The sequence below is a fragment of the Pseudomonas sp. MWU12-2029 genome (genome assembly GCF_023242425.1).
Classification (GTDB): domain Bacteria; phylum Pseudomonadota; class Gammaproteobacteria; order Pseudomonadales; family Pseudomonadaceae; genus Aquipseudomonas; species Aquipseudomonas kribbensis.
The window spans coordinates 30,852-53,867 of sequence record NZ_JALJDY010000017.1 but is presented as its reverse complement, the minus strand read 5'-3'; the positions used below and the strand labels follow the sequence as shown (position 1 = coordinate 53,867).

20 protein-coding genes are annotated in these 23,016 nt (G+C 59.8%); 6 read left to right on the top strand and 14 right to left on the bottom strand.

The window, feature by feature from the left end:
• Positions 1 to 18 precede the first annotated feature (18 nt).
• A complete protein-coding gene (locus tag M5B44_RS27995; protein WP_085713141.1) occupies positions 19 to 726 on the bottom strand; it encodes a TetR/AcrR family transcriptional regulator in 708 nt (235 codons plus the stop codon).
• Positions 727 to 956: 230 nt separating this feature from the next.
• Between M5B44_RS27995 and lexA the strand changes: the two genes are divergently transcribed.
• Together lexA and sulA are read left to right on the top strand one after the other, a co-directional pair.
• Positions 957 to 1,565, top strand: a complete 609-nt coding sequence (gene lexA, locus M5B44_RS27990) for a transcriptional repressor LexA (protein WP_085713140.1) — start codon at positions 957 to 959, stop codon at positions 1,563 to 1,565.
• A 10-nt stretch (positions 1,566 to 1,575) separates the two neighbouring features.
• Positions 1,576 to 2,049: an SOS-induced cell division inhibitor SulA gene (gene sulA, locus M5B44_RS27985; RefSeq protein ID WP_248741243.1), complete on the top strand. Its 474-nt coding sequence runs from the start codon at positions 1,576 to 1,578 to the stop codon at positions 2,047 to 2,049.
• Positions 2,050 to 2,128: 79 nt separating this feature from the next.
• On the opposite strand, the gene M5B44_RS27980 is transcribed toward sulA, so the two are convergent.
• The 7 genes from M5B44_RS27980 to M5B44_RS27950 all read right to left on the bottom strand — a co-directional run bounded on the left by M5B44_RS27980 (position 2,129) and on the right by M5B44_RS27950 (position 10,576).
• Positions 2,129 to 2,362 carry a hypothetical protein gene (locus tag M5B44_RS27980; RefSeq protein WP_003226592.1) on the bottom strand — a complete coding sequence of 78 codons (234 nt, stop codon included), beginning with the start codon at positions 2,360 to 2,362 and terminating at the stop codon, positions 2,129 to 2,131.
• A 106-nt stretch (positions 2,363 to 2,468) separates the two neighbouring features.
• Positions 2,469 to 2,993 carry a DUF6586 family protein gene (locus M5B44_RS27975; RefSeq protein WP_085713138.1) on the bottom strand — a complete coding sequence of 175 codons (525 nt, stop codon included), beginning with the start codon at positions 2,991 to 2,993 and terminating at the stop codon, positions 2,469 to 2,471.
• A gap of 171 nt (positions 2,994 to 3,164) precedes the next feature.
• The gene (gene topA, locus M5B44_RS27970) at positions 3,165 to 5,795 is read right to left on the bottom strand and encodes a type I DNA topoisomerase (protein WP_248741242.1); all 2,631 of its coding nucleotides are present in this window, start codon (positions 5,793 to 5,795) and stop codon (positions 3,165 to 3,167) included.
• 114 nt (positions 5,796 to 5,909) lie between these two features.
• Complete coding sequence (locus tag M5B44_RS27965; RefSeq protein WP_007953059.1) at positions 5,910 to 6,146, bottom strand: DUF1653 domain-containing protein; 237 nt, start codon at positions 6,144 to 6,146, stop codon at positions 5,910 to 5,912.
• A gap of 99 nt (positions 6,147 to 6,245) precedes the next feature.
• Positions 6,246 to 7,421 carry an acetyl-CoA C-acyltransferase FadA gene (gene fadA, locus M5B44_RS27960; RefSeq protein WP_007953060.1) on the bottom strand — a complete coding sequence of 392 codons (1,176 nt, stop codon included), beginning with the start codon at positions 7,419 to 7,421 and terminating at the stop codon, positions 6,246 to 6,248.
• Positions 7,422 to 7,450: 29 nt separating this feature from the next.
• On the bottom strand, positions 7,451 to 9,598 hold the full coding sequence (fadB, locus tag M5B44_RS27955; protein WP_248741241.1) for a fatty acid oxidation complex subunit alpha FadB: 2,148 nt from the start codon (positions 9,596 to 9,598) through the stop codon (positions 7,451 to 7,453).
• Positions 9,599 to 10,138: 540 nt separating this feature from the next.
• The gene (locus tag M5B44_RS27950; RefSeq protein ID WP_248741240.1) at positions 10,139 to 10,576 is read right to left on the bottom strand and encodes a hypothetical protein; all 438 of its coding nucleotides are present in this window, start codon (positions 10,574 to 10,576) and stop codon (positions 10,139 to 10,141) included.
• 103 nt (positions 10,577 to 10,679) lie between these two features.
• Between M5B44_RS27950 and M5B44_RS27945 the strand changes: the two genes are divergently transcribed.
• Complete coding sequence (locus M5B44_RS27945; RefSeq protein ID WP_047295289.1) at positions 10,680 to 11,117, top strand: universal stress protein; 438 nt, start codon at positions 10,680 to 10,682, stop codon at positions 11,115 to 11,117.
• 75 nt (positions 11,118 to 11,192) lie between these two features.
• Here M5B44_RS27945 and M5B44_RS27940 read toward each other — a convergent pair whose 3' ends face one another.
• Positions 11,193 to 13,115 (bottom strand): ATP-binding cassette domain-containing protein, encoded by a 1,923-nt coding sequence (locus tag M5B44_RS27940; RefSeq protein WP_248741239.1) that lies wholly within the window; start codon positions 13,113 to 13,115, stop codon positions 11,193 to 11,195.
• 213 nt (positions 13,116 to 13,328) lie between these two features.
• Between M5B44_RS27940 and M5B44_RS27935 the strand changes: the two genes are divergently transcribed.
• Positions 13,329 to 15,257: a transglycosylase SLT domain-containing protein gene (locus M5B44_RS27935; RefSeq protein ID WP_248741238.1), complete on the top strand. Its 1,929-nt coding sequence runs from the start codon at positions 13,329 to 13,331 to the stop codon at positions 15,255 to 15,257.
• 72 nt (positions 15,258 to 15,329) lie between these two features.
• Here M5B44_RS27935 and M5B44_RS27930 read toward each other — a convergent pair whose 3' ends face one another.
• On the bottom strand, positions 15,330 to 16,364 hold the full coding sequence (locus M5B44_RS27930) for a Fic family protein (protein ID WP_248741237.1): 1,035 nt from the start codon (positions 16,362 to 16,364) through the stop codon (positions 15,330 to 15,332).
• Between the two features lie 65 nt (positions 16,365 to 16,429).
• Positions 16,430 to 18,205: an ABC transporter transmembrane domain-containing protein gene (locus M5B44_RS27925; protein WP_248741236.1), complete on the bottom strand. Its 1,776-nt coding sequence runs from the start codon at positions 18,203 to 18,205 to the stop codon at positions 16,430 to 16,432.
• Positions 18,206 to 18,463: 258 nt separating this feature from the next.
• Here M5B44_RS27925 and M5B44_RS27920 point away from each other — a divergent pair, with 258 nt between their 5' ends.
• A complete protein-coding gene (locus tag M5B44_RS27920; protein WP_065260694.1) occupies positions 18,464 to 18,643 on the top strand; it encodes a PA1571 family protein in 180 nt (59 codons plus the stop codon).
• 57 nt (positions 18,644 to 18,700) lie between these two features.
• On the opposite strand, the gene pdxB is transcribed toward M5B44_RS27920, so the two are convergent.
• On the bottom strand, positions 18,701 to 19,843 hold the full coding sequence (gene pdxB, locus M5B44_RS27915; protein WP_248741235.1) for a 4-phosphoerythronate dehydrogenase PdxB: 1,143 nt from the start codon (positions 19,841 to 19,843) through the stop codon (positions 18,701 to 18,703).
• Positions 19,844 to 20,003: 160 nt separating this feature from the next.
• Here pdxB and M5B44_RS27910 point away from each other — a divergent pair, with 160 nt between their 5' ends.
• Positions 20,004 to 21,413: an MATE family efflux transporter gene (locus M5B44_RS27910; protein ID WP_248741234.1), complete on the top strand. Its 1,410-nt coding sequence runs from the start codon at positions 20,004 to 20,006 to the stop codon at positions 21,411 to 21,413.
• 50 nt (positions 21,414 to 21,463) lie between these two features.
• Here the strand turns inward: M5B44_RS27910 and tusA are convergent, their stop codons facing one another.
• On the bottom strand, positions 21,464 to 21,715 hold the full coding sequence (tusA, locus tag M5B44_RS27905; RefSeq protein WP_011335204.1) for a sulfurtransferase TusA: 252 nt from the start codon (positions 21,713 to 21,715) through the stop codon (positions 21,464 to 21,466).
• A gap of 65 nt (positions 21,716 to 21,780) precedes the next feature.
• Positions 21,781 to 22,854: a 23S rRNA (cytidine(2498)-2'-O)-methyltransferase RlmM gene (rlmM, locus tag M5B44_RS27900; RefSeq protein ID WP_114884403.1), complete on the bottom strand. Its 1,074-nt coding sequence runs from the start codon at positions 22,852 to 22,854 to the stop codon at positions 21,781 to 21,783.
• Positions 22,855 to 23,016 lie beyond the last annotated feature (162 nt).

The following is a 23,016-nucleotide window of genomic DNA, read 5'->3' as shown; positions in this document are numbered from 1 at the left end:
ACGCCCACCCATGGACGGTTAAACCTTGGCCGGTGCCGGTGTCGATTTGCTGCGAGGACGCAACTGCGCGGTGGCCATTGCGGTATCGGTGACGCCGGTTTCGGCACGCATGCCGGCGGCCAGGAACGGCACCATCAGACGCATCACCTGTTCGATGGAGGTGTTGACGCCGAAATCGGTCTCGGCAATCGCGCGCAGGGCCTTGATACCCGACATGCTGAATGCCGCTGCGCCGAGCATGAAGTGCACGCGCCAGAACAGTTCGATAGGAGGAATACGTGGCGCCGCTTCGTTTACCAGCAGCATGTAGCGGCGGAAAACCTTGCCGTACATGTCTTCCAGATAACGGCGCAAGTGGCCCTGGCTCTGGCTGAATGCAAGACCGAGCAAGCGCATGAAGATCGACAGGTCATTGCCGCTGCGTGGCTGCACCACCAGCGCCTGCTCGACGAGGATTTCCAGCAGCTCTTCAAGCGAAGGCTTGTTCTCTGGCTTGGCCTGGCGGCGCTCCAGCTCTTTATCGAGGCTGATGCAGAACGGACCGAGAAAGCGCGAAAAAACCGCCTGGATCAGCGCCTTCTTCGAACCGAAGTGATAGTTCACCGCTGCGAGGTTGACCCCGGCCTTGCTGGTGATCAGACGCAATGAGGTTTCGGCGAAACCTTTTTCCGCGAACAGCTGTTCTGCAGCATCAAGAATGCGTTCAACGGTTTCCGACTGGGCCATGGCTACTCCGCCTGACAAACACTTGTTTGAAACATACGTTTCAGCCTGTGCCTTGTCAAGCCTGCCGGTTCGTTTTGGGAATGGTCGGTCAGATATTTAACCACAACAAGGACGCCACATTAATCGACGCCGTCACTGACCGTCCGGCGGCCTGGCAAAAAACGATCATTGCCAAGACTGCTTCACTGTATATAATCCCAGTCACTGTATAAAAAGACAGAGCGATCAATATGCTTAAGCTGACGCCACGCCAAGCCGAGATTCTGGCCTTTATCAAACGCTGCCTCGAAGACAACGGCTACCCGCCGACCCGTGCGGAAATCGCTCAGGAACTGGGTTTCAAATCGCCCAACGCGGCCGAAGAGCATCTCAAGGCGCTCGCCCGCAAAGGCGCAATCGAAATGACTCCCGGCGCCTCTCGCGGCATTCGAATCCCCGGCTTTGAAGCCAAGGTCGACGAATCCACCCTGCCGATCATCGGCCGAGTGGCCGCCGGTGCGCCGATTCTCGCCCAGCAGCACATCGAAGAGTCCTGCAACATCAACCCGGCCTTCTTCCATCCTCGCGCAGATTACCTGTTGCGCGTCCACGGGATGAGCATGAAGGACATCGGCATCTTCGACGGTGACCTGCTGGCGGTTCACACGACCCGGGAAGCACGTAACGGCCAGATCGTCGTTGCGCGGATCGGCGACGAAGTGACCGTCAAACGCTTCAAGCGCGATGGCAGCAAAGTCTGGCTGATCGCCGAGAACCCTGAGTTCGCCCCTATCGAAGTCGACCTGAAAGATCAGGAACTGGTGATTGAAGGCTTGAGTGTCGGCGTAATCCGCCGCTAAAGGAGGCTTTATGCAGTTCCCACACGTACCTCAGCAAACACAACTGCCGTTGTTCGAGGCTTTTCTGGCGCAACCATTGGCCCCCATCCTCAAGGATGTAGCCGAACGCCCATGGAATGTCGAACCCGAAGCGTTCAGTGAACTGTCGCTGCGCGGTGCGGCCGGGAACTGCCTGAACCTGCTGGCACCGATACTTCGTGAATTGAGTGAGGATCAGGACGCACGCTGGCTGACCCTGATTGCACCACCCGCGAGCCTGACCCAGGCCTGGCTGCGGGATGCGGGACTGAATCGCGAACGCATTCTGCTGCTGCAACCGCGCGGGACTCAGAGCGCACAGCAACTGGCTTGCGAAGCCTTGCGCCTGGGACGCAGTCACACCGTGGTGACATGGTTGAACCCGCTCAACTCATGCTCACGCCAACAACTGATCAGCGCCGCCCGCACCGGGGACGCTCAAAGCCTGAATATTCGACTGGGCTGACTACGTGCGCGCTATCTGAAGCGCGGGGCTTCTCAAAGGACAGAGAAGCCGAAACGAAGCGATAAGCGACGGGCGGTGCTCAATGAAGAACCCGCGGCCCCTCCTCCTTATCAAACTCGCCTTCAACCATTCGACCAGCCATTTGCACACCAACGCTGAGCATCGCCTTGGCAATTTCAACATGCTGGCCCTGCAGAAATGCCTTGGCATCCTCGGAGAAATCCAGAGTCACCAGAGAACCCTCGTCCTCGGCCCTGCGCAGTTCGATTCGGCCGTCTGGTAGCTCGACAATTTCTAGAAAGGACGTTGGCATATAGGTCTGTTCTCCACGAAAGGCAGGGATTATATAGAGATCGTTCAGGATTCGCTCAGGATCTTGACCAGCAGCATGCATCTCGTCGCCGCCGGTCAAGAAGCCATCAGCACTCGTTCAGTCCTTCACGGAAACGGATAGCCAGACTCTTCAGATTCTGCCGCCAGCTCTCCAGCTCTTCACGACTCAACTCTTCCGGGGCTTGCTCTTCATCCAGATTGACCGCCTGAATCAGCGGCTGGGTCACATCGCCTTTTGGCTTGTGTGGCACCCGTGGCGGCTGAAACAGCGCCGAATGTGCGGCCAGCAATTTAGCCAGCCAGGTTTCCGGATTACCCGCCAACTCGACCATCTCGGCCAACTCTGGAATCGCAATCGACTCAAGCACTTCGCGGGTCAACAGCGTTTCCGCCCGGGGCGCGTTAGCCTGTGGCAGACGGTAAAACCCTGCAATTTCGTGACATAACCCCAGCAATGCACCATAGAGATGAAACAGTGCCGATTCGCGCCCGGCCTGAATCAACGCAAGCGAATTCATCGCCCGCCCCTCTTCAGCCCTGGCCAGCGCTTCCAGCGACAGACCCGCGAAATAGATCTTCTGATTGGTACGGGTATAGAGCTCGTGGGCCATATCGGCACTCTCCGCAGCGAAATAATTTCTTCATACAGGTCGGACAGTGTCATGGATCAACCAATCCGACCGCAAGCTTTAAACAAAAAGGCCGCATGAAAACCAGAAGGTTGTCATGCGGCCTTTTGTGTTGAAGCCACCCGGTCAGGGCAGCCTCGGATCAGCGCTTGTTCAAGCCTTGGCTTTCGCCGGGCGCTTGTCTTCAACTGTCCACTTGCCACCGTCGAAGAACGCTTTCCAGCCAGTCGGTTTGCCGTCGACTTCAGTCTGGACGTATTGCTCCTTGGTCTTGCGGCTGTAGCGGATCACTGCCGGCAGACCATCTGGGTCCTTCTGCGGCGCTTCGCACAGGAAGTGGTACTTCGGATCGATCTCGTCCTTGTGCGGCAGAATCTCGATCACCAGCGGAGCACGGGTCTCGCGGTTTTTCGGGAACTGGCTGGCCGCCAGGAACAGGCCTGAAGCACCGTCGCGCAGGATGTAAGTGTCGTTGACCTTTTCGCATTTCAGCTCAGGCATCTTCACCGGATCCATCTTCGGCGGCGCCGCGTCACCGCTCTTCAGCAGCTTGCGAGTGTTCTTGCAAGTCGGATTGGTGCAACCGAAGAACTTGCCGAAACGGCCGGTCTTGAGCTGCATCTCGCTGCCGCACTTGTCGCACTCCAGGCTCGGGCCTTCGTAACCCTTGATGCGATAGCTGCCCTCTTCGATTTCGTAGCCGGCGCAATCCGGGTTGTTACCGCAGATGTGCAGCTTGCGCTTTTCATCGAGCAGGTAAGCGTCCATTGCCGTGCTGCAGATCGGGCAACGATGCTTGCCGCGCAGCACCAGGGATTCCGATTCACCCTCGTCGTCCGCAGCAATTTCATCGCCTGGCACCAGGTTGACCGTGGCCTTGCAGCGCTCTTTCGGCGGCAGGCTGTAGCCCGAGCAGCCGAGGAACACACCGGTCGACGCAGTACGAATCTGCATCGGACGGCCGCAAGTGGTGCACGGGATATCGGTCATCACCGGCTGGTTGGCACGCATGCCGGCTTCCGGATTCTCGGCCACTTCGAGTTTTTTCTTGAAGTCACCGTAGAACTCGTCCAGCACGTTTTTCCAGTCGCGTTCGCCCTGGGCCACGTCATCGAGGTTCTCTTCCATGCCGGCGGTGAAGCCGTAGTCCATGAGGTTCGAGAAGCTCTCGGACAGACGCTCGGTGACGATGTCGCCCATCTTTTCCGAATAGAAACGACGGTTGTGCAGGGTCACGTAACCGCGATCCTGAATGGTCGAAATGATCGCCGCGTAGGTCGAAGGACGGCCAATGCCGCGCTTTTCCATTTCCTTCACCAGGCTGGCTTCCGAGTAACGGGCCGGCGGCTTGGTGAAGTGCTGGGTCGGGTCGAGCTTGATCAGCTTCATCACGTCGCCCTGCGCCATGTCGGGCAGGACATCGTCGTCGCCCGGCTTGGCAATTTGCGGCAGGACGCGAGTGTAGCCGTCAAACTTCAGGATACGCCCCTTGGCACGCAGCTCGAAGTCGCCAGCGGCCACGCTGACGGTGGTCGACAGGTATTGCGCCGGCAGCATCTGGCAAGCCAGGAACTGGCGCCAGATCAGCTCGTAGAGGCGCTCAGCGTCACGCTCCATGCCAGCGAGCTTGCTTGGCGTGGTGTTGGCGTCGGAAGGACGAATCGCTTCGTGAGCCTCTTGTGCGCCTTCCTTGCTGCTGTAGACGTTCGGCGTTTCCGGCAGGTACTTCTTGCCGAACTCGTCTTCGATATAAGTACGCGCCATCGCCACGGCATCGGCCGAGAGGTTGGTCGAGTCGGTACGCATATAAGTGATGTAGCCGGCTTCGTACAGACGCTGGGCCATCATCATGGTTTTCTTCACGCCGAAGCCCAGGCGGTTGCTCGCAGCCTGCTGCAGCGTGGAGGTGATGAACGGTGCCGACGGTTTGCTGCTGGTCGGCTTGTCTTCACGCTTGACGATGCTGTAGCTGGAAGACTTCAGCTTCTCCAGCGCCGCCATGGCCTGCGCTTCGTTGAGCGGCTTGAAAGCCTCACCCTTTTCACGGGCCACTTCAAAACGCACGGTCGAGCCCTTGGTTGTGCCGAGGTCGGCATGCACTTCCCAGTACTCTTCCGGGATGAACGCACGAATTTCACGCTCACGCTCGACCACCAGCTTCACGGCAACCGATTGCACACGACCGGCGGACAGACCGCGAGCGATCTTGGCCCACAGCAGCGGCGAAACCATGTAACCCACGACGCGGTCGAGGAAACGGCGGGCCTGCTGCGCGTTCACTCGATCGATGTCGAGCTCGCCCGGCTCCGAGAAGGCTTCCTGAATCGCTTTCTTGGTGATTTCGTTGAACACCACGCGCTTGTAGCGGCTGTCGTCACCACCGATGGCTTCGCGCAGGTGCCAGGCAATGGCTTCCCCCTCGCGATCCAAGTCGGTTGCGAGATAGATGGTGTCAGCATCCTTGGCGAGCCGGCGCAGCTCTTCGATGACCTTTTCCTTGCCCGGGAGGATCTCGTACTTGGCCTTCCAGCCATGATCCGGATCGACACCCATGCGCGAGACCAGCTGCTTGCGCGCCTTCTCTTTCGGCGACAGCGCTGGCGCTTCGCCCGCAGCTGCCTTGCCACGCTTGGCAGCTGGCTCCTTGCTGGCGCTAGCCGAACCGCTGGTGGGCAGGTCTCGGATATGGCCGATACTCGACTTCACCACGTATTGGTTGCCCAGATACTTGTTGATGGTCTTGGCCTTAGCCGGGGATTCCACAATGACCAGCGATTTGCCCATGGATCAGAAAATTCCTGAATTCTAGAAGTGAAAGGCGGTTGGCGCCTGACGCGGCACCGCTATATATAGTGGCTACAAGGTGAGGTCAAGCGCAGGGTTTTGCGCGCACTCGCCTTACGGCTTCGAAAAAAGGCTCGGTTCGGCTTGCACCAAAGCAAAGCGTGGGACCTGCTCGCCGTCAACCTCGACGGACTCCAGGAACATGCTCAAGGGACGTACCCAGAAGCCGTAATCGCCATACAGGGCTTGGTAAAAGACCACTTCCTCTTCGGTCTCGGAATGCCGCGCGACACTGAATACGCGGTACTGCGGACCTTTGTAATGTTGGTAGAGCCCAGGTTGTATCGGCATGCTTCGGCCCTCACTCAAATTTTTTCAAAATAAAAACAAAAATAAATCCGCAAAAACAAAAACCGGGGCACTTGGCCCCGGCTTCCATCGACGAGACGCTTAAACGCGTTCGAAGACGGTGGAGATGCCTTGGCCGAGGCCAATGCACATGGTGGCCACCCCGAAGGTGCCGCCATTCTGCTTCATCACGTTCAGCAAGGTGCCGGAAATACGGGCACCGGAGCAACCGAACGGATGACCCAGGGCGATCGCGCCGCCGTGCAGGTTAACCTTCTCATTCATCTTGTCGAGCACTTTCAGGTCTTTCAGCACTGGCAGGGCCTGTGCGGCGAACGCTTCGTTGAGCTCGAAGAAGTCGATATCGTTGATACCCAGGCCGGCACGTTTCAGTGCTTTCTGAGTCGCCGGTACCGGACCATAGCCCATGATCGCCGGATCCACACCTGCCACCGCCATCGAACGAATCACGGCCAGCGGCTGAATGCCCAGGTCCTGTGCACGCTGCGCCGACATCACGATCATGCACGAAGCACCATCGGTGATCTGCGACGAAGTACCGGCAGTCACGGTGCCGCCCTTTGGATTGAACGCCGGCTTCAGAGCCGCCAGGCTTTCCAGGGTGGTTTCCGGACGAATGGTTTCGTCGTAGTCGAAGGTTTTCAGGAAACCGTTCTCGTCATAGCCCTGCATCGGGATGATTTCGTCCTTGAACTTGCCTTCCACAGTTGCCTTGTGGGCCAACTGGTGGGAGCGCACGCCAAAGGCGTCCTGCTGTTCGCGAGTGATGCCGTGCATTTTGCCCAGCATTTCAGCGGTCAGGCCCATCATGCCCGAGGCTTTTGCCGCGTACAGGGACATGTGCGGGTTCGGATCGACACCGTGCATCATGCTCACGTGGCCCATATGCTCGACGCCACCAACCACGAACACGTCACCGTTGCCGGTCATGATCGCTTGCGCAGCGGTGTGCAGCGCACTCATCGACGAGCCGCACAGACGGCTGACGGTCTGGCCGGCCGAGGTGTGCGGGATCTGGGTCATCAGCGACGCCATGCGCGCGATGTTCCAGCCCTGCTCCAGGGTCTGGTTCACACAGCCCCAGATCACGTCCTCGACTTCTGCAGGATCGACCTTGGTGTTGCGTTCCAGCAGTTTGCTGATCAGGTGCGCCGACATGTCTTCGGCGCGGGTGTTGCGGTGCATGCCGCCCTTGGAGCGGCCCATCGGAGTACGACCGAAGTCGACAATCACGACGTCTCTAGGATTCAAGCTCATAAGTTCACTCTCACTCTAGTTGGGGGCGCTTAACCGAAGAAGCTCTGGCCGTTTTTGGCCATTTCGCGCAGCTTCGCGGTCGGGTGGTACAGCGCGCCCAAATCAGCGTACTGGTCGGCCAGGGCAACGAACTCGGCAACACCGATCGAGTCGATGTAGCGCAGCGCACCGCCACGGAATGGAGGGAAACCAATACCGTAGACCAGACCCATGTCGGCTTCGGCGGCGGTTTCGACGATGCCGTCTTCCAGGCAACGCACGGTTTCCAGGCACAGCGGGATCATCATCCAGTTGATGATGTCTTCGTCAGTGACTTCACGCTGCTCGTAGACGATCGGCTTGAGCACTTCCAGTACCGACGGATCGGCAACTTTCTTCTGCTTGCCTTTCTTGTCGGCCTCGTAGGCATAGAAGCCCTTGCCGTTCTTCTGACCCAGACGCTTGGCTTCGTAAAGCACGTCGATGGCCGAACGACGGTCGTCCTTCATGCGGTCCGGGAAGCCTTCAGCCATCACGTCACGACCGTGGTGGCCGGTGTCGATGCCGACCACGTCCATCAGGTATGCCGGGCCCATCGGCCAGCCGAATTTTTCCATGATCTTGTCGATACGGACGAAGTCCACACCAGCGCTGACCAGCTTGGCGAAACCGCCGAAGTACGGGAACAGTACGCGGTTGACCAGGAAGCCCGGGCAGTCGTTGACGACGATCGGGTTCTTGCCCATTTTCTTGGCGTAGGCAACGGTGGTGGCAATCGCCAGCTCGCTGGACTTCTCGCCACGGATCACTTCCACCAGTGGCATCATGTGCACCGGGTTGAAGAAGTGCATACCGACGAAGTTTTCCGGACGTTTGAGAGCCTTGGCCAGCAGGCTGATGGAAATGGTCGAGGTGTTGGACGCAAGGATGGTGTCCTCTTTGACCTGAGCTTCGACTTCCGCCAGAACGGCTTGCTTGACCTTCGGATTCTCGACCACGGCTTCAACGACCAGGTCAACGTGACCGAAATCGCCGTAGGACAGCGTAGGACGAATGCCGTTGAGCACTTCAGCCATCTTCGCGGCAGTCATGCGGCCTTTATCAACGCGGCCGACCAGCAGCTTGGCGGCTTCCGCCAGACCTTGCTCGATGCCGTGTTCGTTGATGTCCTTCATCAGGATCGGCGTACCCTTGGAGGCCGACTGATAGGCGATACCGCCACCCATGATGCCGGCGCCCAGTACGGCAGCCTGCTTCACGTCCTTGGCGATTTCGTCGTAGGCCTTGGCCTTTTTCTTCAGTTCCTGGTCGTTCAGGAACAGACCGATCAAGCTCTGCGCGGCAGAGGTCTTGGCCAGTTTCACGAAACCTGCAGCTTCGACTTCCAGTGCCTTGTCGCGACCGAAGTTCGCGGCTTTCTGGATGGTCTTGATCGCTTCAACCGGGGCCGGGTAGTTCGGCCCGGCCTGGCCAGCCACGAAACCCTTGGCGGTTTCGAAAGCCATCATTTGTTCAATGGCGTTCAGCTTGAGCTTTTCCAGCTTCGGCTGACGCTTGGCCTTGTAGTCGAACTCGCCGGAGATGGCGCGCTTGATCAGCTCAACAGCGGCATCCTGCAGCTTTTCAGGGGCAACCACGGCATCGACGGCGCCGACTTTCAGCGCGTCTTCAGGACGGTTTTCCTTGCCGGCGGCAATCCACTCGATGGCGTTGTCGGCACCGATCAGGCGCGGCAGACGCACGGTACCGCCGAAGCCCGGGTAGATGCCCAGCTTGACTTCCGGCAGACCGATCTTGGCCTTGGTGGACATGACGCGGTAGTCCGCCGCCAGGCACATTTCCAGACCGCCACCCAGAGCGATGCCGTTGATTGCGGCCACGGTCGGAACGTTGAGGTCTTCGAAATCGCTGAAGATCTTGTTGGCTTCGAGATTGCCAGCAACCAGCTCGGCATCCGGCAGCTTGAAGTTGTCGACAAATTCGGTGATGTCGGCGCCGACGATGAACACGTCCTTGCCACTGCTGACGATCACGCCCTTGATCGAAGCATCTGCCTTGATGGTGTCTACGGCCTGACGCAGTTCGTTCAGGGTAAGACGGTTGAACTTGTTGACGGACTCACCCTTGAGGTCGAATTTCAATTCGACGATGCCACTTTCAAGAGCTTTAACCGTGATGGCTTTACCTTCGTAAATCATCAACTGATCTCCACGATATGGAAGCTGAACAGTACACGTCGGACGCAGGCGAATGGCTCGGCAGGACGCTTTTTCGTCAATGCTGACACCAATCCACCCGGCACACCCGCCAACGCGATAGTCGGGATTCTGTAGGAGCAGTCTGCAATACAAACGCTCAATTCATACGCCCGTTTGATTTGGGTACGCCACCTTCACGGAATTTCCGACAATTGTCAATCGCCCTAAATACGGGTTGAAATGCGACTTTGCGGTCATTTCTGTAAGACGCAGCCCGTCCACGCATGCTTGCATGTCAGGGCATTCATAAGATTAATAGTTAGAAAAGTCGCCCTAATTCACCGCAAGCCTTGTTTAACAGGCTACGCTGGCTGGACTACGAAGGAAAACAGGCGCACGTTTGCTGACCGGATGACTCCGGTTCAACGCCCAAAAGAATTTCCGGCCTGCCTGGCCAACCCCGCCCGATGAATCATGTCGGGCTTTTTATTGCTCGTCTGCCAGACGTTTCGCACCGTTGCAGTGCGAAACGTCGGTGTGTCATGCCAGCGCTTTCAGCGTGGCATCCATTTCCAGCAGAACCGAAGCGTCACCCTTTTCGCCCCAATAGAGCGCGATCATCTGTTTGTCGGCCTCGACCTTGAAAACGTTGCCCGGCAATTTTTCGAAATGATTCAGCAGCAGCGGTTCTTCACAGACTTCCTGCCACTGATTGACCCACACACCCGGTGATTTCTGCCAATACGTCCAGCACTCCGGCTGCTTGCCGCACCGTGGCCGATGGTATTGCGCGCACGGGTTTGGCGGCTCCTGAGACAACCAGTGCGGCCACTCCTGCGGCGCCAACTGCATGGCCAGCCCGATACGCCGGGCCTCCGTGCGCAAGGCTATCCGGCCACTCTGTGCACGGGACGGACGCAACCACGCCAGAGGGCTCAACACCACCAGCAGGATTGACACCACCAGCCAGACCGTCATATGTGTACTCCCGTTTTGTCATGAGCCCATTGCGTCACTTTGGAACCAATGCGCTTGAAACCAGCCATACTTAACAATATTGATCCCTCACGAGGAGCACCTCATGCCCTACCACCATATCCTGGTCGCCGTAGATCTGACCGAAGAGTGCGACCCTGTGATCCACCGCGCCCGAGAGCTGTCGGTGAGCAATGGCGCCAAGCTGTCGCTGGTGCATATCGTCGAACCGATGGCCATGGCCTTCGGGGGTGACGTGCCGATGGATCTGTCACAACTGCAACAACAACAGTTCGATCAAGCCAAGGAACGCCTCGAGCGCCTGAAGCACAAGTACACCGAACTGGAAGGCTCCAACTGCCACCTGACCTACGGCCAGCCACGCCAGGAAATCCACCACTTCGCCAAGGATCAGGAATGCGACCTGATAGTGGTCGGCAGCCATGGCCGACATGGTCTGGCGCTGTTATTGGGTTCGACCGCCAACGATGTTCTGCACGGTGCACCTTGCGATGTGCTGGCGGTGCACCTGGTCAAACGCTGACCCCAGGCACTTGTGAAAAGCTAAAAAGCCCGACGTCCATCACTGGACGCCGGGCTTTTTCATGCCTGGAAACAATCAGGCATCCAGCTCGGCCCAACGCTCCACCAGCGCATCCAGCTCAGCCTGCAACTGCTCAAGCATTGCAATCACCTTGGCCGTTTCGGCCGGCGGACGCTGGTAGAAGCCGGCTTCAGCCATTTCAGCCTCCACAGCAGCAATCTGCTGCTCTTTGGCGTCGATGTCGCCCGGCAAAGCTTCCAGCTCGCGCTGAAGCTTGTAGCTCAGTTTCTTCTTCGCAGCCGGGGCCGTAGCGACAGGCGCGGCAACCGGGGCCGGTTCGGCAGTGACCACCGCCGAATTCAGGTCAGCCTTGCCGGATTTGCTTTCAGTCACGCCCAACAGACGCGGCGAACCGCCCTGGCGGATCCAGTCCTGATAGCCGCCGACGTATTCGCGAACCTTGCCTTCACCTTCGAAGACCAGGGTGCTGGTAACCACGTTATCGAGGAATGCCCGGTCGTGGCTGACCATCAGCACGGTGCCGTTGAAGGTCAGCAGCACTTCTTCGAGCAACTCGAGGGTTTCCACGTCCAGGTCGTTGGTCGGTTCGTCGAGCACCAGCAGGTTTGCAGGTTTGCTGAACAGTTTGGCCAGCAGCAGGCGCGCACGCTCACCACCGGACAACGCCTTCACCGGCGTGCGGGCACGCTGCGGGCTGAACAGGAAATCACCGAGATAGCTCAGCACGTGGCGGCTCTGGCCATTGATATCGATGAAATCGCGACCTTCGGCGACGTTGTCGACCACGGTCTTTTCCAGATCCAGCTGATGGCGCAACTGGTCGAAGTAGGCCACGTCAATTTTGGTGCCCTCTTCCACCTTGCCGCTGGTCGGTTGCAGACCGCTGAGCATCAATTTCAGCAGGGTGGTCTTGCCGGTACCGTTGGCGCCGAGCAGGCCGATACGATCGCCGCGCTGCAGCACCATGGAGAAATCGCGGATCAGGAACGGACCGCCCGGGTGCGCGAAGCTCACGTTATCCAGCACCATCACCTGCTTGCCGGACTTCTCCGCTGTTTCCAGCTGGATGTTGGCCTTGCCGGTGCGCTCTCGACGCTCGCTGCGCTCGACACGCAGGGCCTTCAACGCACGCACGCGGCCTTCGTTACGGGTACGACGGGCCTTGATGCCCTGACGAATCCACACTTCTTCCTGAGCCAGACGCTTGTCGAACAGCGCGTTGGCGGTTTCTTCAGCGGCCAGTTCGGCTTCTTTGTGGACCAGGAAACTGGCGTAGTCACCGTTCCAGTCGATCAGGCCGCCGCGATCCAGTTCGAGGATGCGGGTGGCCAGGTTTTGCAGGAAGGAACGGTCGTGCGTGATGAACAGCACGGCGCCCTGGAAATCCTTCAGCGCTTCTTCGAGCCAGGCAATCGCACCGATGTCCAGGTGGTTGGTCGGTTCGTCGAGCAGCAGCAGATCCGGCTCGGACACCAGCGCCTGGGCCAGCAGCACGCGACGACGCCAGCCACCGGACAACTCGGCGAGGGTCTTGTCGGCCGGCAGTTGCAGGCGGCTCAGGGTGCTGTCGACCAGGGTCTGCAAGCGCCAGCCGTCACGGGCTTCGAGGTCGTGCTGGACGTGCATCAGCTTTTCCAGATCAGCGTCGGTAACGATGTTCTGGCTCAGGTGATGGTATTCGGCAAGCAGCGCACCCACACCGTCGAGGCCTTCGGCCACCACGTCGAACACGGTCCGCTCGTCGGCCACCGGCAATTCCTGCGGCAATTCGCCGATTTTCAGACCGGGGGCACGCCACACGGCGCCGTCGTCAGGCTTCTGGTCGCCCTTGACCAGTTTCATCATGCTGGACTTGCCAGTGCCGTTGCGACCGATGATGCACACCCGCTCACCACGGGCGATCTGCCAGGACACCTTGTCCAACAACGGCATCGCGCCGAATGCAAGGGACACATCGCTGAATTTGAGCAGGGTCATGAGCTTCTCCAAAAACCGGGCGCGCATTCTACCTGAATCGAGGGCCGAACAGGCCGGCAATTTCGCCGCTGACGTACTCTGCACAACATTTGTTGCGAACTTGTGCCGCAAGGCCGGCAAAGCTTTCGCCGTCTGCTGGCAAAAGGCTAAGCTACAGACAATTCAGTGCCGCCCACGCTGGCACTTGTCATGATTTCTCTGCCCGGATGTCTCATGCGCAGTCGCCTTCTCAGTGTTTTGTCCTGTTTGCTACTCACCGCCGCTGCTGCTCAATCCGCCCAGGCGGTGGACCTGTCCACCCAGCGCCAGTATTACGATGAGGCCAAGCGCGCCCTGGCCAAGGGCGACACCGGCCCGTATTTCCGTTACAGCCAGGCGCTCGCCGATTATCCGCTGGAGCCGTATCTGGCCTATGACGAACTGACCGCCCGCCTGAAGACCGCCAGCAACGCGGAAATCGAGAAATTCCTCGCCGAACACGGTGACCTGCCCCAGGCCAACTGGATGAAGCTGCGCTGGTTGCGCTGGCTCGCCGACCGTGGCGACTGGGCGACCTTCGTCAAGTATTACGACCCGAAACTCAACTTCACCGAACTGGACTGCCTGAACGCGCAGTACCAGATCAGCAGCGGCCACAAGGCCGAGGGTTACGCCAATGCCGACAAACTGTGGCTGACCGGCAAATCGCAACCCGCCGCGTGTGACGCGCTGTTCGGGATCTGGGCCGCCGACGGCCAGTTGACCGAGCAAAAACGCTGGGAGCGCACCAAACTCGCCGCCCAGGCGCGTAACTATCCGTTGGCCAACAGCCTGGTCAACGGCCTGACCACACTGTCCCCACGCGGGCGTCTGCTGGTGGATGTGGCGCAGAAACCTGAACTGCTCAACCAGCCATCGCGCTTCACCCCGGCCGACGAACCGATGTCGGACATCGTCAGCCTCGGCCTGCGCCGCCTGGCCCGTCAGGATCCGGACAAGGCCATGGATCTGCTTGATGGCTACGCCAGCAGCATGCATTTCTCGCGGGATGAAAAAGTCGCCATCGCCCGGGAAATCGGCCTGACCCTGGCCCGTCGCTTCGACAGCCGCGCGCTGGACGTGATGACCAAATATGACCCGGAACTGCGCGACAACACAGTTTCCGAATGGCGCCTGCGCCTGCTGCTGCGCCTGGCGCGCTGGGACGATGCCTATCAGTTGACCCGCCGCCTGCCGCAGGATCTGGCCACCACCAACCGCTGGCGTTACTGGCAGGCCCGGAGCCTGGAACTGGCGCAACCGCAGAACCCGGAAGCACAGACGCTGTACAAGAGCCTCGCACGGGAGCGGGATTTCTACGGTTTCCTGGCTGCCGATCGTTCACAGCTGCCCTATTCGCTGGTCAACAAGCCGCTGGTACTCAGCCAGGCCACCATCAACAAGGTGCGCAACACCCCCGGCGTGCGCCGGGCGCTGGAATTCCACGCCCGCGGGCAGATCGTCGACGGCCGCCGCGAGTGGTACCACGTCAGCCGTCACTTCAACCGCGACGAGATGGTCGCCCAGGCCAAACTGGCCTATGACCTGAAATGGTATTTCCCGGCAATCCGCACCATCAGCCAGGCCCAGTATTGGGACGACCTGGACATCCGCTTCCCGATGGCCCACCGCGACACCCTCGTGCGTGAAGCCAAGGTTCGTGGCCTGCACTCGAGCTGGGTGTTCGCCATCACCCGTCAGGAAAGCGCCTTCATGGACGACGCCCGCTCCGGCGTCGGCGCCAGCGGCCTGATGCAACTGATGCCCGGCACCGCCAAGGAAACCGCGCGCAAGTTCAGCATTCCGCTGGCCTCGCCGCAGCAGGTGCTCGATCCGGACAAGAACATCCAGCTTGGCGCCGCCTACCTGAGCCAGGTGCACAGCCAGTTCAACGGCAACCGCGTGCTCGCCTCCGCCGCGTACAACGCCGGCCCCGGCCGCGTGCGCCAGTGGCTGCGCGGCGCCGATCACCTGAGTTTCGACGTGTGGGTGGAAAGCATCCCGTTCGACGAGACCCGCCAGTACGTGCAGAACGTGCTGTCCTATTCAGTGATCTACGGCCAGAAACTCAACTCGCCGCAACCGCTGGTGGACTGGCACGAGCGGTACTTTGACGATCAGTGATCGTGTAAAGATCGACGTAAACAAAAATGCCCGCATCGAAAGATGCGGGCATTTTTTTGGGATCATAATTGGCTAACCGTGTTGCAACTTCACCAACTGAAATCTGCCGCTCGAAGTCAGCCGGTACTTCTGATTCGGGCTCCTCGGCGAGTCGGGATCAGTCATCTCGATCAATTCACCCACTAAAGCAGGTGTCAGGTAGTTCGCGCGAAAAGTAGCCTTGTGGGCCAGACCCAGCGCCCCCATCAGCTCGTTGACACTGAGAGGAGTGCTATCAACGAGTAGCTGAAGCAGCTTTCTTACTTGGTCGGTTACTTGGTCGGTTACTTGGTCGGTAGAAGGCTCATTTTCGATAGCCTCGCGCAACGCCAGGTTCAGCGCATTCAGCATGTACTCCACGAACGGCGCTGATTCCGCCATTCGGTCAGCAGCCGACAACGCCGCGTAATAATCATCCTGCTGCTCGCGAATCACCGCCTCGACAGGCAAATACGCCAACACCGGTCGCCATTGACTGAGGATCAACGTCTGCCATAGCCGCCCCATTCGACCATTGCCATCGGCAAATGGATGGATGAACTCAAACTCGTAGTGAAAGACACAACTGGTAATCAGCGGATGCCAGTCCGAAGCCTCGAGCCACGCCAGCAAGTCGTCAACCAAATGGGCAATCCTGCTTGGCGGCGGAGCCATGTGGACCAGTTGTTCGCCACGATAGATACCGACTCCCGCTCGACGAAAGCGACCAAAGTCGTCAATCAATCCATGCATCAACAATTCGTGAGCACGCAGCAGGTCGGAACGATTACCGGGTTTCCAGTCAGTCAAGCACTCATATGCGGCAAAAGCATTGCGCACTTCCTGAATTTCCCGAGGCAGACCCAACACCCTTTGACCGGCCAACACAGCAGTTACCTGTTCGACACTGAGGGTGTTGTTCTCAATGGCCAGAGAAGCCTGGATCGTTCGAATACGATTCCCACGACGCAACTGAGGTGTCTGTCGCCCACTGTCAGCAGCCGAAAGCTGACCGATCTGCTCACTGATCTCTGCGATCAACGCAAGCATTCGAGGCGTCAGGGTCAACGGGGGTTGGTAGCGGCTCATATCCTTTCCAGATGCTTCTCAATGGTCGCCATAATGCCCGATGCCATCGAGCTCGGCAGCCATATTCAATGAGCTTTTTGCCCATCACTGAACTGCAACGCCGCCAACCGCGCATACAACGGATTGCTGGCAATCAACTCCTGATGCGTGCCGATCGCCACCAGCTTGCCCTGGTCCATTACTGCAATCCGGTCGGCGTTTTTCACCGTGGCCAAGCGGTGGGCGATTACCAGCGTGGTGCGGTTCTGCATCAGGCTGGGCAGGGCTTGCTGGATCAGGTGTTCGCTCTGGGCGTCGAGGGCGCTGGTGGCTTCGTCCAGCAGCAGGATCGGCGCGTCGACCAGCAATGCCCGGGCGATGGCCAGGCGCTGGCGTTGTCCGCCTGAAAGGCCAAGACCGCCATCGCCCAGATGGGTCTGGTAGCCGTCGGGCATTTGTTCGATGAAGTCGTGGGCGTGGGCGATTTTCGCAGCTTCTTTCACCTGCTCCAGGGTGGCGGTCGGGCAACCGTAGCGAATGTTTTCTTCGACGCTGCCGAAGAACAGCGCCGGAGTCTGCGAAACCAGTGCAAAACAGCGGCGCAGGTCCAGCGGATCAAGACTCGTCAGCGGCACGCCATCGATCAGGATTTGCCCTTCGCGCGGATCGTAGAAACGCAGCAACAAGTCATAAACCGTGGACTTGCCCGCACCGGACGGACCTACAAGCGCAAGGGTTTCGCCCGCGTTGACCGTCAGATTCAAGCCGTCAACGGCAAAGCTTTCGGGACGCGAAGGGTAGGAAAAGCGCACGTCCTGCAACGCCAGCTCGCCTTTGATCCGCTCCGGCAAGGTTACCAGCCCGTCTTTCGGCGGCTGGATAATGTTCTCGGAACGCAGCAGTTCGGCAATGCGCTCGGCGGCGCCCGCTGCGCGCTGCAATTCGCCGATCACTTCGCTCAACGTGCCAAACGCACTGCCGACGATCAGGCTGTAGAACACGAACGCCGCCAGCTCACCGGCAGAAATTCGTCCGGCAATCACATCCATCCCGCCGACCCACAACATCACCGCGACGGCACCGAGCACCAGCACGATCACCAGCGTAATCAGCCAGGCCCGCTGGAAAATCCGTTTGCGTGCGGTTTCGAACGCCTGCTCGACGGTGCCGGCGAAGCGTTGTTCGTCCTGCACCTGATGGTTGTAGGCCTGAACGGTCTTGATCTGGCCAAGGGTTTCCGAGACATAGCTGCCAATGTCGGCGATCCGGTCCTGACTCAGCCGCGAAAGATTACGCACGCGTCGCCCGAAAATCAGGATCGGCGCAATCACCAGTGGCAGCGCAATCACCACGATACTGGTGAGCTTGGCATTGGTGATGAACAGCAGCACGACACCGCCAATGACCATCAGCAGATTGCGCAGGAACAGCGACAGCGACGAACCGATCACCGATTGCAGCAACGTCGTGTCAGCGGTCAGGCGCGACTGGATTTCCGAACTGCGGTTGTCCTCGTAGAACCCGGGATGCAGGTACACCAGATGGTTGAACACCTGCCGACGAATGTCGGCCACCACCCGCTCGCCGATCCATGACACCAGATAAAACCGGGCAAAAGTGCCGACCGCGAGCCCCAGCACCAAGAGCATGAACAGGCCAATGGACTGGTTGAGCAAATGCGGCGACTGGGTCATGAAACCCTGATCGACCAGCAGCTTGATGCCCTGCCCCATCGATAAAGTGATGCCGGCCGTGACGATCAGCGCGAGCAGTGCGCCGAAGGCCTGCCATCGATAAGGGGCGAGAAAATGACTGGTCAGGCGCAAGGCCCGGCGGTGTCGCGAGGAGAGCATCGGGATCATTCAGGTTCACGTCGTGTGCTGATTAATGGGGCCAGCCTGGACACTCAATGGGGTGGAACTCTGCAAATCACAATGAGTCAGGTTAATTATGACCGGCCAGACTACCCCCTAGATGCTATCGGTCTAATGTCCGGGTTGAGACGAACGGTCATTTCTGCTTGAGTGAAGATACCGTTCCGGAAAGATCGAAGGGAGTTGTCACAGCCTGGTCACCTGACGGTTTTATTGTGCTTACACAACCTGATGAGGAGACAGGCCATGTCCTTGCAACACAGCAGCGACGACAAGATTCAAGTGATCCGCACCAAGCCCGGCCAACCTCTGGGTTGCTCGATTATCGATAAGGATGGGCGTGAAGTGCCAATCACTGAAGACATGATCCAGAACGCTTGCCGCGAACTGGAGAAGCGATTGGTCAAGCCTGCCGAACAAAAGTGATGTAGCCACCGTCTTCCTGACCCGGCCTCTGCAGGCCGGGTTTTTTCTGCCCGCGGTTTATACGGCCACAGCGCCCAGCGCCGTCACGATCTGCCGCAGGGCCGGCGAATCACCGTCAATCCGCACCTTCAGCCCTTCGATCTCGCGCCGTACCGGATACTGCTTGCGCAACACATCGAACGCCGCACGTTGCTCGCCAACGCTACCCAACAGGGTGCGACGGAAATCCGCATCGTCCCGGCGCGGGTCATACACGCCACGGCACAACATCGCCAGCGCCCAGGCCGGATCGCTGTCGGCGTGCAGGGAAACTTCCGACAACCACGGTGCCGGCAACAGGTCGCCGAGCTGAATGCTGGCCGGCTGACCGATGAAATCGCAATACGCCTGATAGATTTGCGCCGTGCCGCGCTGTTTGCCATCGAGGCTGTAACCGGCGATATGCGGAGTCGCCAGCACACAGAGTTCTGCCAAGGCGACATCGACTTCAGGCTCGGCTTCCCACACATCGAGGACCGCTTGCAAGTCTTCACGCTCCAGCAGCACTTCGCGCAACGCGACGTTATCCACCACCGGACCACGGGCGGCATTGATCAGCCAGGCGCCGGGCTTGAGTTGCTGCAAACGTTGCTCGTCGAACAAGTGCCAGGTCGCGCCTTCACCACTGCGGGTCAGCGGGGTGTGCAGACTGATCACGTCGCACTGCTGGATGATCTGCTCCAGGCTGACATAGTCGCCGCCCTCGGCCGCCTGACGCGGCGGATCGCAGACTTTCACGTTCCAGCCCAGCCCTTTCAGCACCTTGATCAAGCGACCGCCCACTTCGCCGGCGCCGATCACACCGTAGGTGCGCTCACTCAAATCGACACCTTCGATTTCAGCCAGAGTCATCAGGCTGCCCAGCACATAATCCACCACACCACGAGCATTGCAGCCCGGCGCGCTGGACCAGGTGATGCCGGCCTCGTTGAAGTATTCGAGATCCAGATGATCGGTGCCGATGGTGCAGGTACCGACAAAACGCACCTGGCTGCCTTCGAGCAACGCGCGGTTGACGTTGGTCACCGAGCGCACCAGCAGCACGTCGGCCTGTTCGACCGTGGCCCGGTCAATGGAACGGCCCGGCACCCGGCGGATCTCGCCGAAACCGGCAAAAAAGGCATCGAGCAGCGGGATATTTTCGTCGGCAACAATCAGCATGGCGGGGCTCCTTGGGCGGATCGGCAGTGTAGGCGCTAGGGCTGCGATGAGCCAGCCGGCTGTTCGATTACAAATCCGCAACAGAGGATTTTTCCTGACCATAACGTCAGCGGCGTAGAATGCCCGGCCTTGCGCATCAACCCCTGTGGACGCTTTGCCTGTGAACTCCGTAACCGAACGCCCTGACGCCGTTTCCCTCAACCGCCCTGCCCGGGTTCGCCTGGAGCTGAAGAATCTGCTCGGCCTGGCCCTGCCGATCATGATCGCGCAGCTGGCAACCACCGCCATGGGCTTCGTCGATGCGGTGATGGCCGGGCGCGTCGGGCCAAAGGATCTGGCGGCCGTGGCACTGGGCAACTCGATCTGGGTGCCGGTGTTCCTGCTGATGACCGGTACCCTGCTGGCCACCACGCCGAAAGTCGCCCAGCGCTTCGGCGCCGGCACCCACAGCGAGATCGGCCCGATCGTGCGTCAGGCCTTGTGGCTGGCACTGGTGGTCGGACTGATGGCGACCGGCATGCTGTTCAGCGCCGAACCGATCCTGCACCTGATGAAGGTCGATCCGGAACTGATCGGCCCGTGCATGCAGTACCTGCACGGCATCGCCAGCGGTCTGCCGGCAGTGGCCTTCTACCATGTGCTGCGCTGCACCAGTGATGGCCTCGGTCGCACCCGCCCGGCGATGGTGCTGGGCCTCTGTGGTCTGGCGCTGAACATTCCGCTCAACTACGTGTTCATTTACGGCCACTTCGGCGTCCCGGCCATGGGCGGCGTCGGTTGTGGCTGGGCCACGGCGATCGTGATGTGGGTGATGGCGCTGGGCCTGGCCGGTTACGAGCGCTGGGCGCCGGCCTACAAGTCGAGCGAACTGTTCAGCCGTTTCGACTGGCCGCAATGGGCGGTGATCAAGCGCCTGCTGGCCATCGGTCTGCCGATTGGTATTGCGGTGTTTGCCGAGTCGAGCATCTTTGCGGTGATTGCGCTGCTGATCGGCAGCCTTGGCGCCACCGTGGTGGCCGGGCATCAGATCGCGCTGAACGTCAGCTCGCTGGTGTTCATGATTCCGTATTCATTGGGCATGGCCGTGACCGTGCGGGTCGGCCAGGCATTGGGCCGTGAAGAACCCCGTGAAGCGCGTTTTGCGGCGGGTGTCGGCATGGGCACCGCGCTGGCCTACGCCTGCCTGTCGGCGAGCATGATGCTGCTGATGCGCGAACACATTGCAGCGATCTACACCTCGGATCCGATGGTGATTCACATCGCCGCGATGCTGATCGTGTACTCGGCGCTGTTCCAGTTCTCCGACGCGATCCAGGTGACCGCCGCCGGCGCCCTGCGCGGTTATCAGGACACGCGGGTGACGATGATCCTGACCCTGTTCGCCTACTGGGGCATCGGCCTGCCGGTGGGTTACGCCCTCGGCCTGACCGACTGGTTCGGCGAGCCGCGCGGCCCGAGCGGCTTGTGGGAAGGCCTGATCGTCGGCCTGAGCTGTGCGGCACTGATGCTGTCGATCCGCCTGACGCGCAGTGCACGCAAGCGCATCCGCATCAGCCGCTCGCTGGGCTGACCGGCCATAAAAAAAGACCTGCAACTGCAGGTCTTTTTTTTGCCTTCCGATCAACCGGACTTCTTGCGAATCCAGTACAGATAGGTCCCGGCTTCTTCGTGTTGCCCCACCAGTTCATGGTCGAGAAACACGCAGAACTTGGGGATGTCGCGACGGGTCGACGGGTCGGTGGCGATCACCTTGAGCAGGCCGCCGGGCACCAGGTCACGGATGTGCTGGTGCAGCATCATCACCGGCTCCGGGCAATTGAGGCCCGTGGCGTCGAGGGTGCCGTCGACCGGCGTATTAATCATTTCACTCATGATTCACTCCTGAAACTGGCCGGCATTGTCGCCCAATGCCGGGTGTTCGGTCACCTGTCGCGCGCTCAGCGGGCTTTGGCTTTCTTCACGTCATGGCGGCGCAAATGGCAGGTCACTTCCTCGCGGTCGTGGTACAGCTGCTTGCAGCCGATGTCGACCTTGATTCCCCGGGCCTTGAAACCATCGGCGATGCGCTCCAGCAGACGCTTCACTTCGGCGTAACGCTGCTTCATCGGCAACTTGAGGTTGACCACCGCTTCGCGGCAATGACCCTCGCCGATCCATTCTTCGAGCATCGCGGCGTTGCGCGCCGGCTTCTCGACGATGTCGCAGACCATCCAGTCCACCGGTTGCTTGGGCTTGAAGGTGAAACCGTCGGCCATCAAGTGCTGTACCAGACCGGTGTCCATCAGGCTTTCCGCCATCGGGCCGTTATCGATGGCCGTCACCAGCATGCCGCGATTGACCAGTTGCCAGGTCCAGCCGCCCGGCGCCGCGCCGAGGTCGACACCGGTCATGTCGCTGTGCAGGCGCTCGTCCCACTGATCCCGGGGGATAAAGTGGTGCCAGGCTTCTTCCAGCTTCAACGTGGAACGGCTTGGCGCCTCACGCGGGAACTTCAGGCGCGGAATGCCCATCGGCCACATCGCCGAGTTACCGGCATCGGCCAGACCGAGGAACACTTCACGGCCGCTCTTGAAGGTCAGCAGCAGGCGCGGCTTGTCGGCGTCGTCCACCAGTTTGCCGGCGCCGGTCAGTGCCTTGCGCAGCGGGCCTTCGAACTTCTTGCAGAAATTCGACAATTCCTTGCCGTCATTGGTGTCCACGACTTCCAGCCACAGGCTGCCGCACACCGGGAATTCGGCCATGTGCGCGAGGATCACGCTGATGCGATCGGTTTCCGGCAGATCGATGAAAACCCCGCGAGCCCATTGGCGCGGGAAGATCAACTCGGCGAAACGCTGGCCACGCATCAGGCGCTCGGCGCCGTCTTCTTCGGTGCAGACGAACTCGGCGCAAGCGGTCGCCGGTTTGGCCTTGGCGTAGCCGGCCACGTTCAGTTGGGCGGCGAGATCGGAAATCTCCGAGCAGACTTCGCCTTCGAAGCCCGGCCGGCAATGCATGAATAGGGTGTTCATTCTTACTCCTGGGCAGAGGGCGGTCATTCATCCCCTGCGCGATGTCCAGGCTTGCGTCAAAGCAAAGCCTGTCACGAAAACCGGCGCATGATAGCCGATGTCGGAACCTTGGACTTGCCCATAGAGTCCAGTTATTAGCCAGCTACTGAAAACAGGGCTACG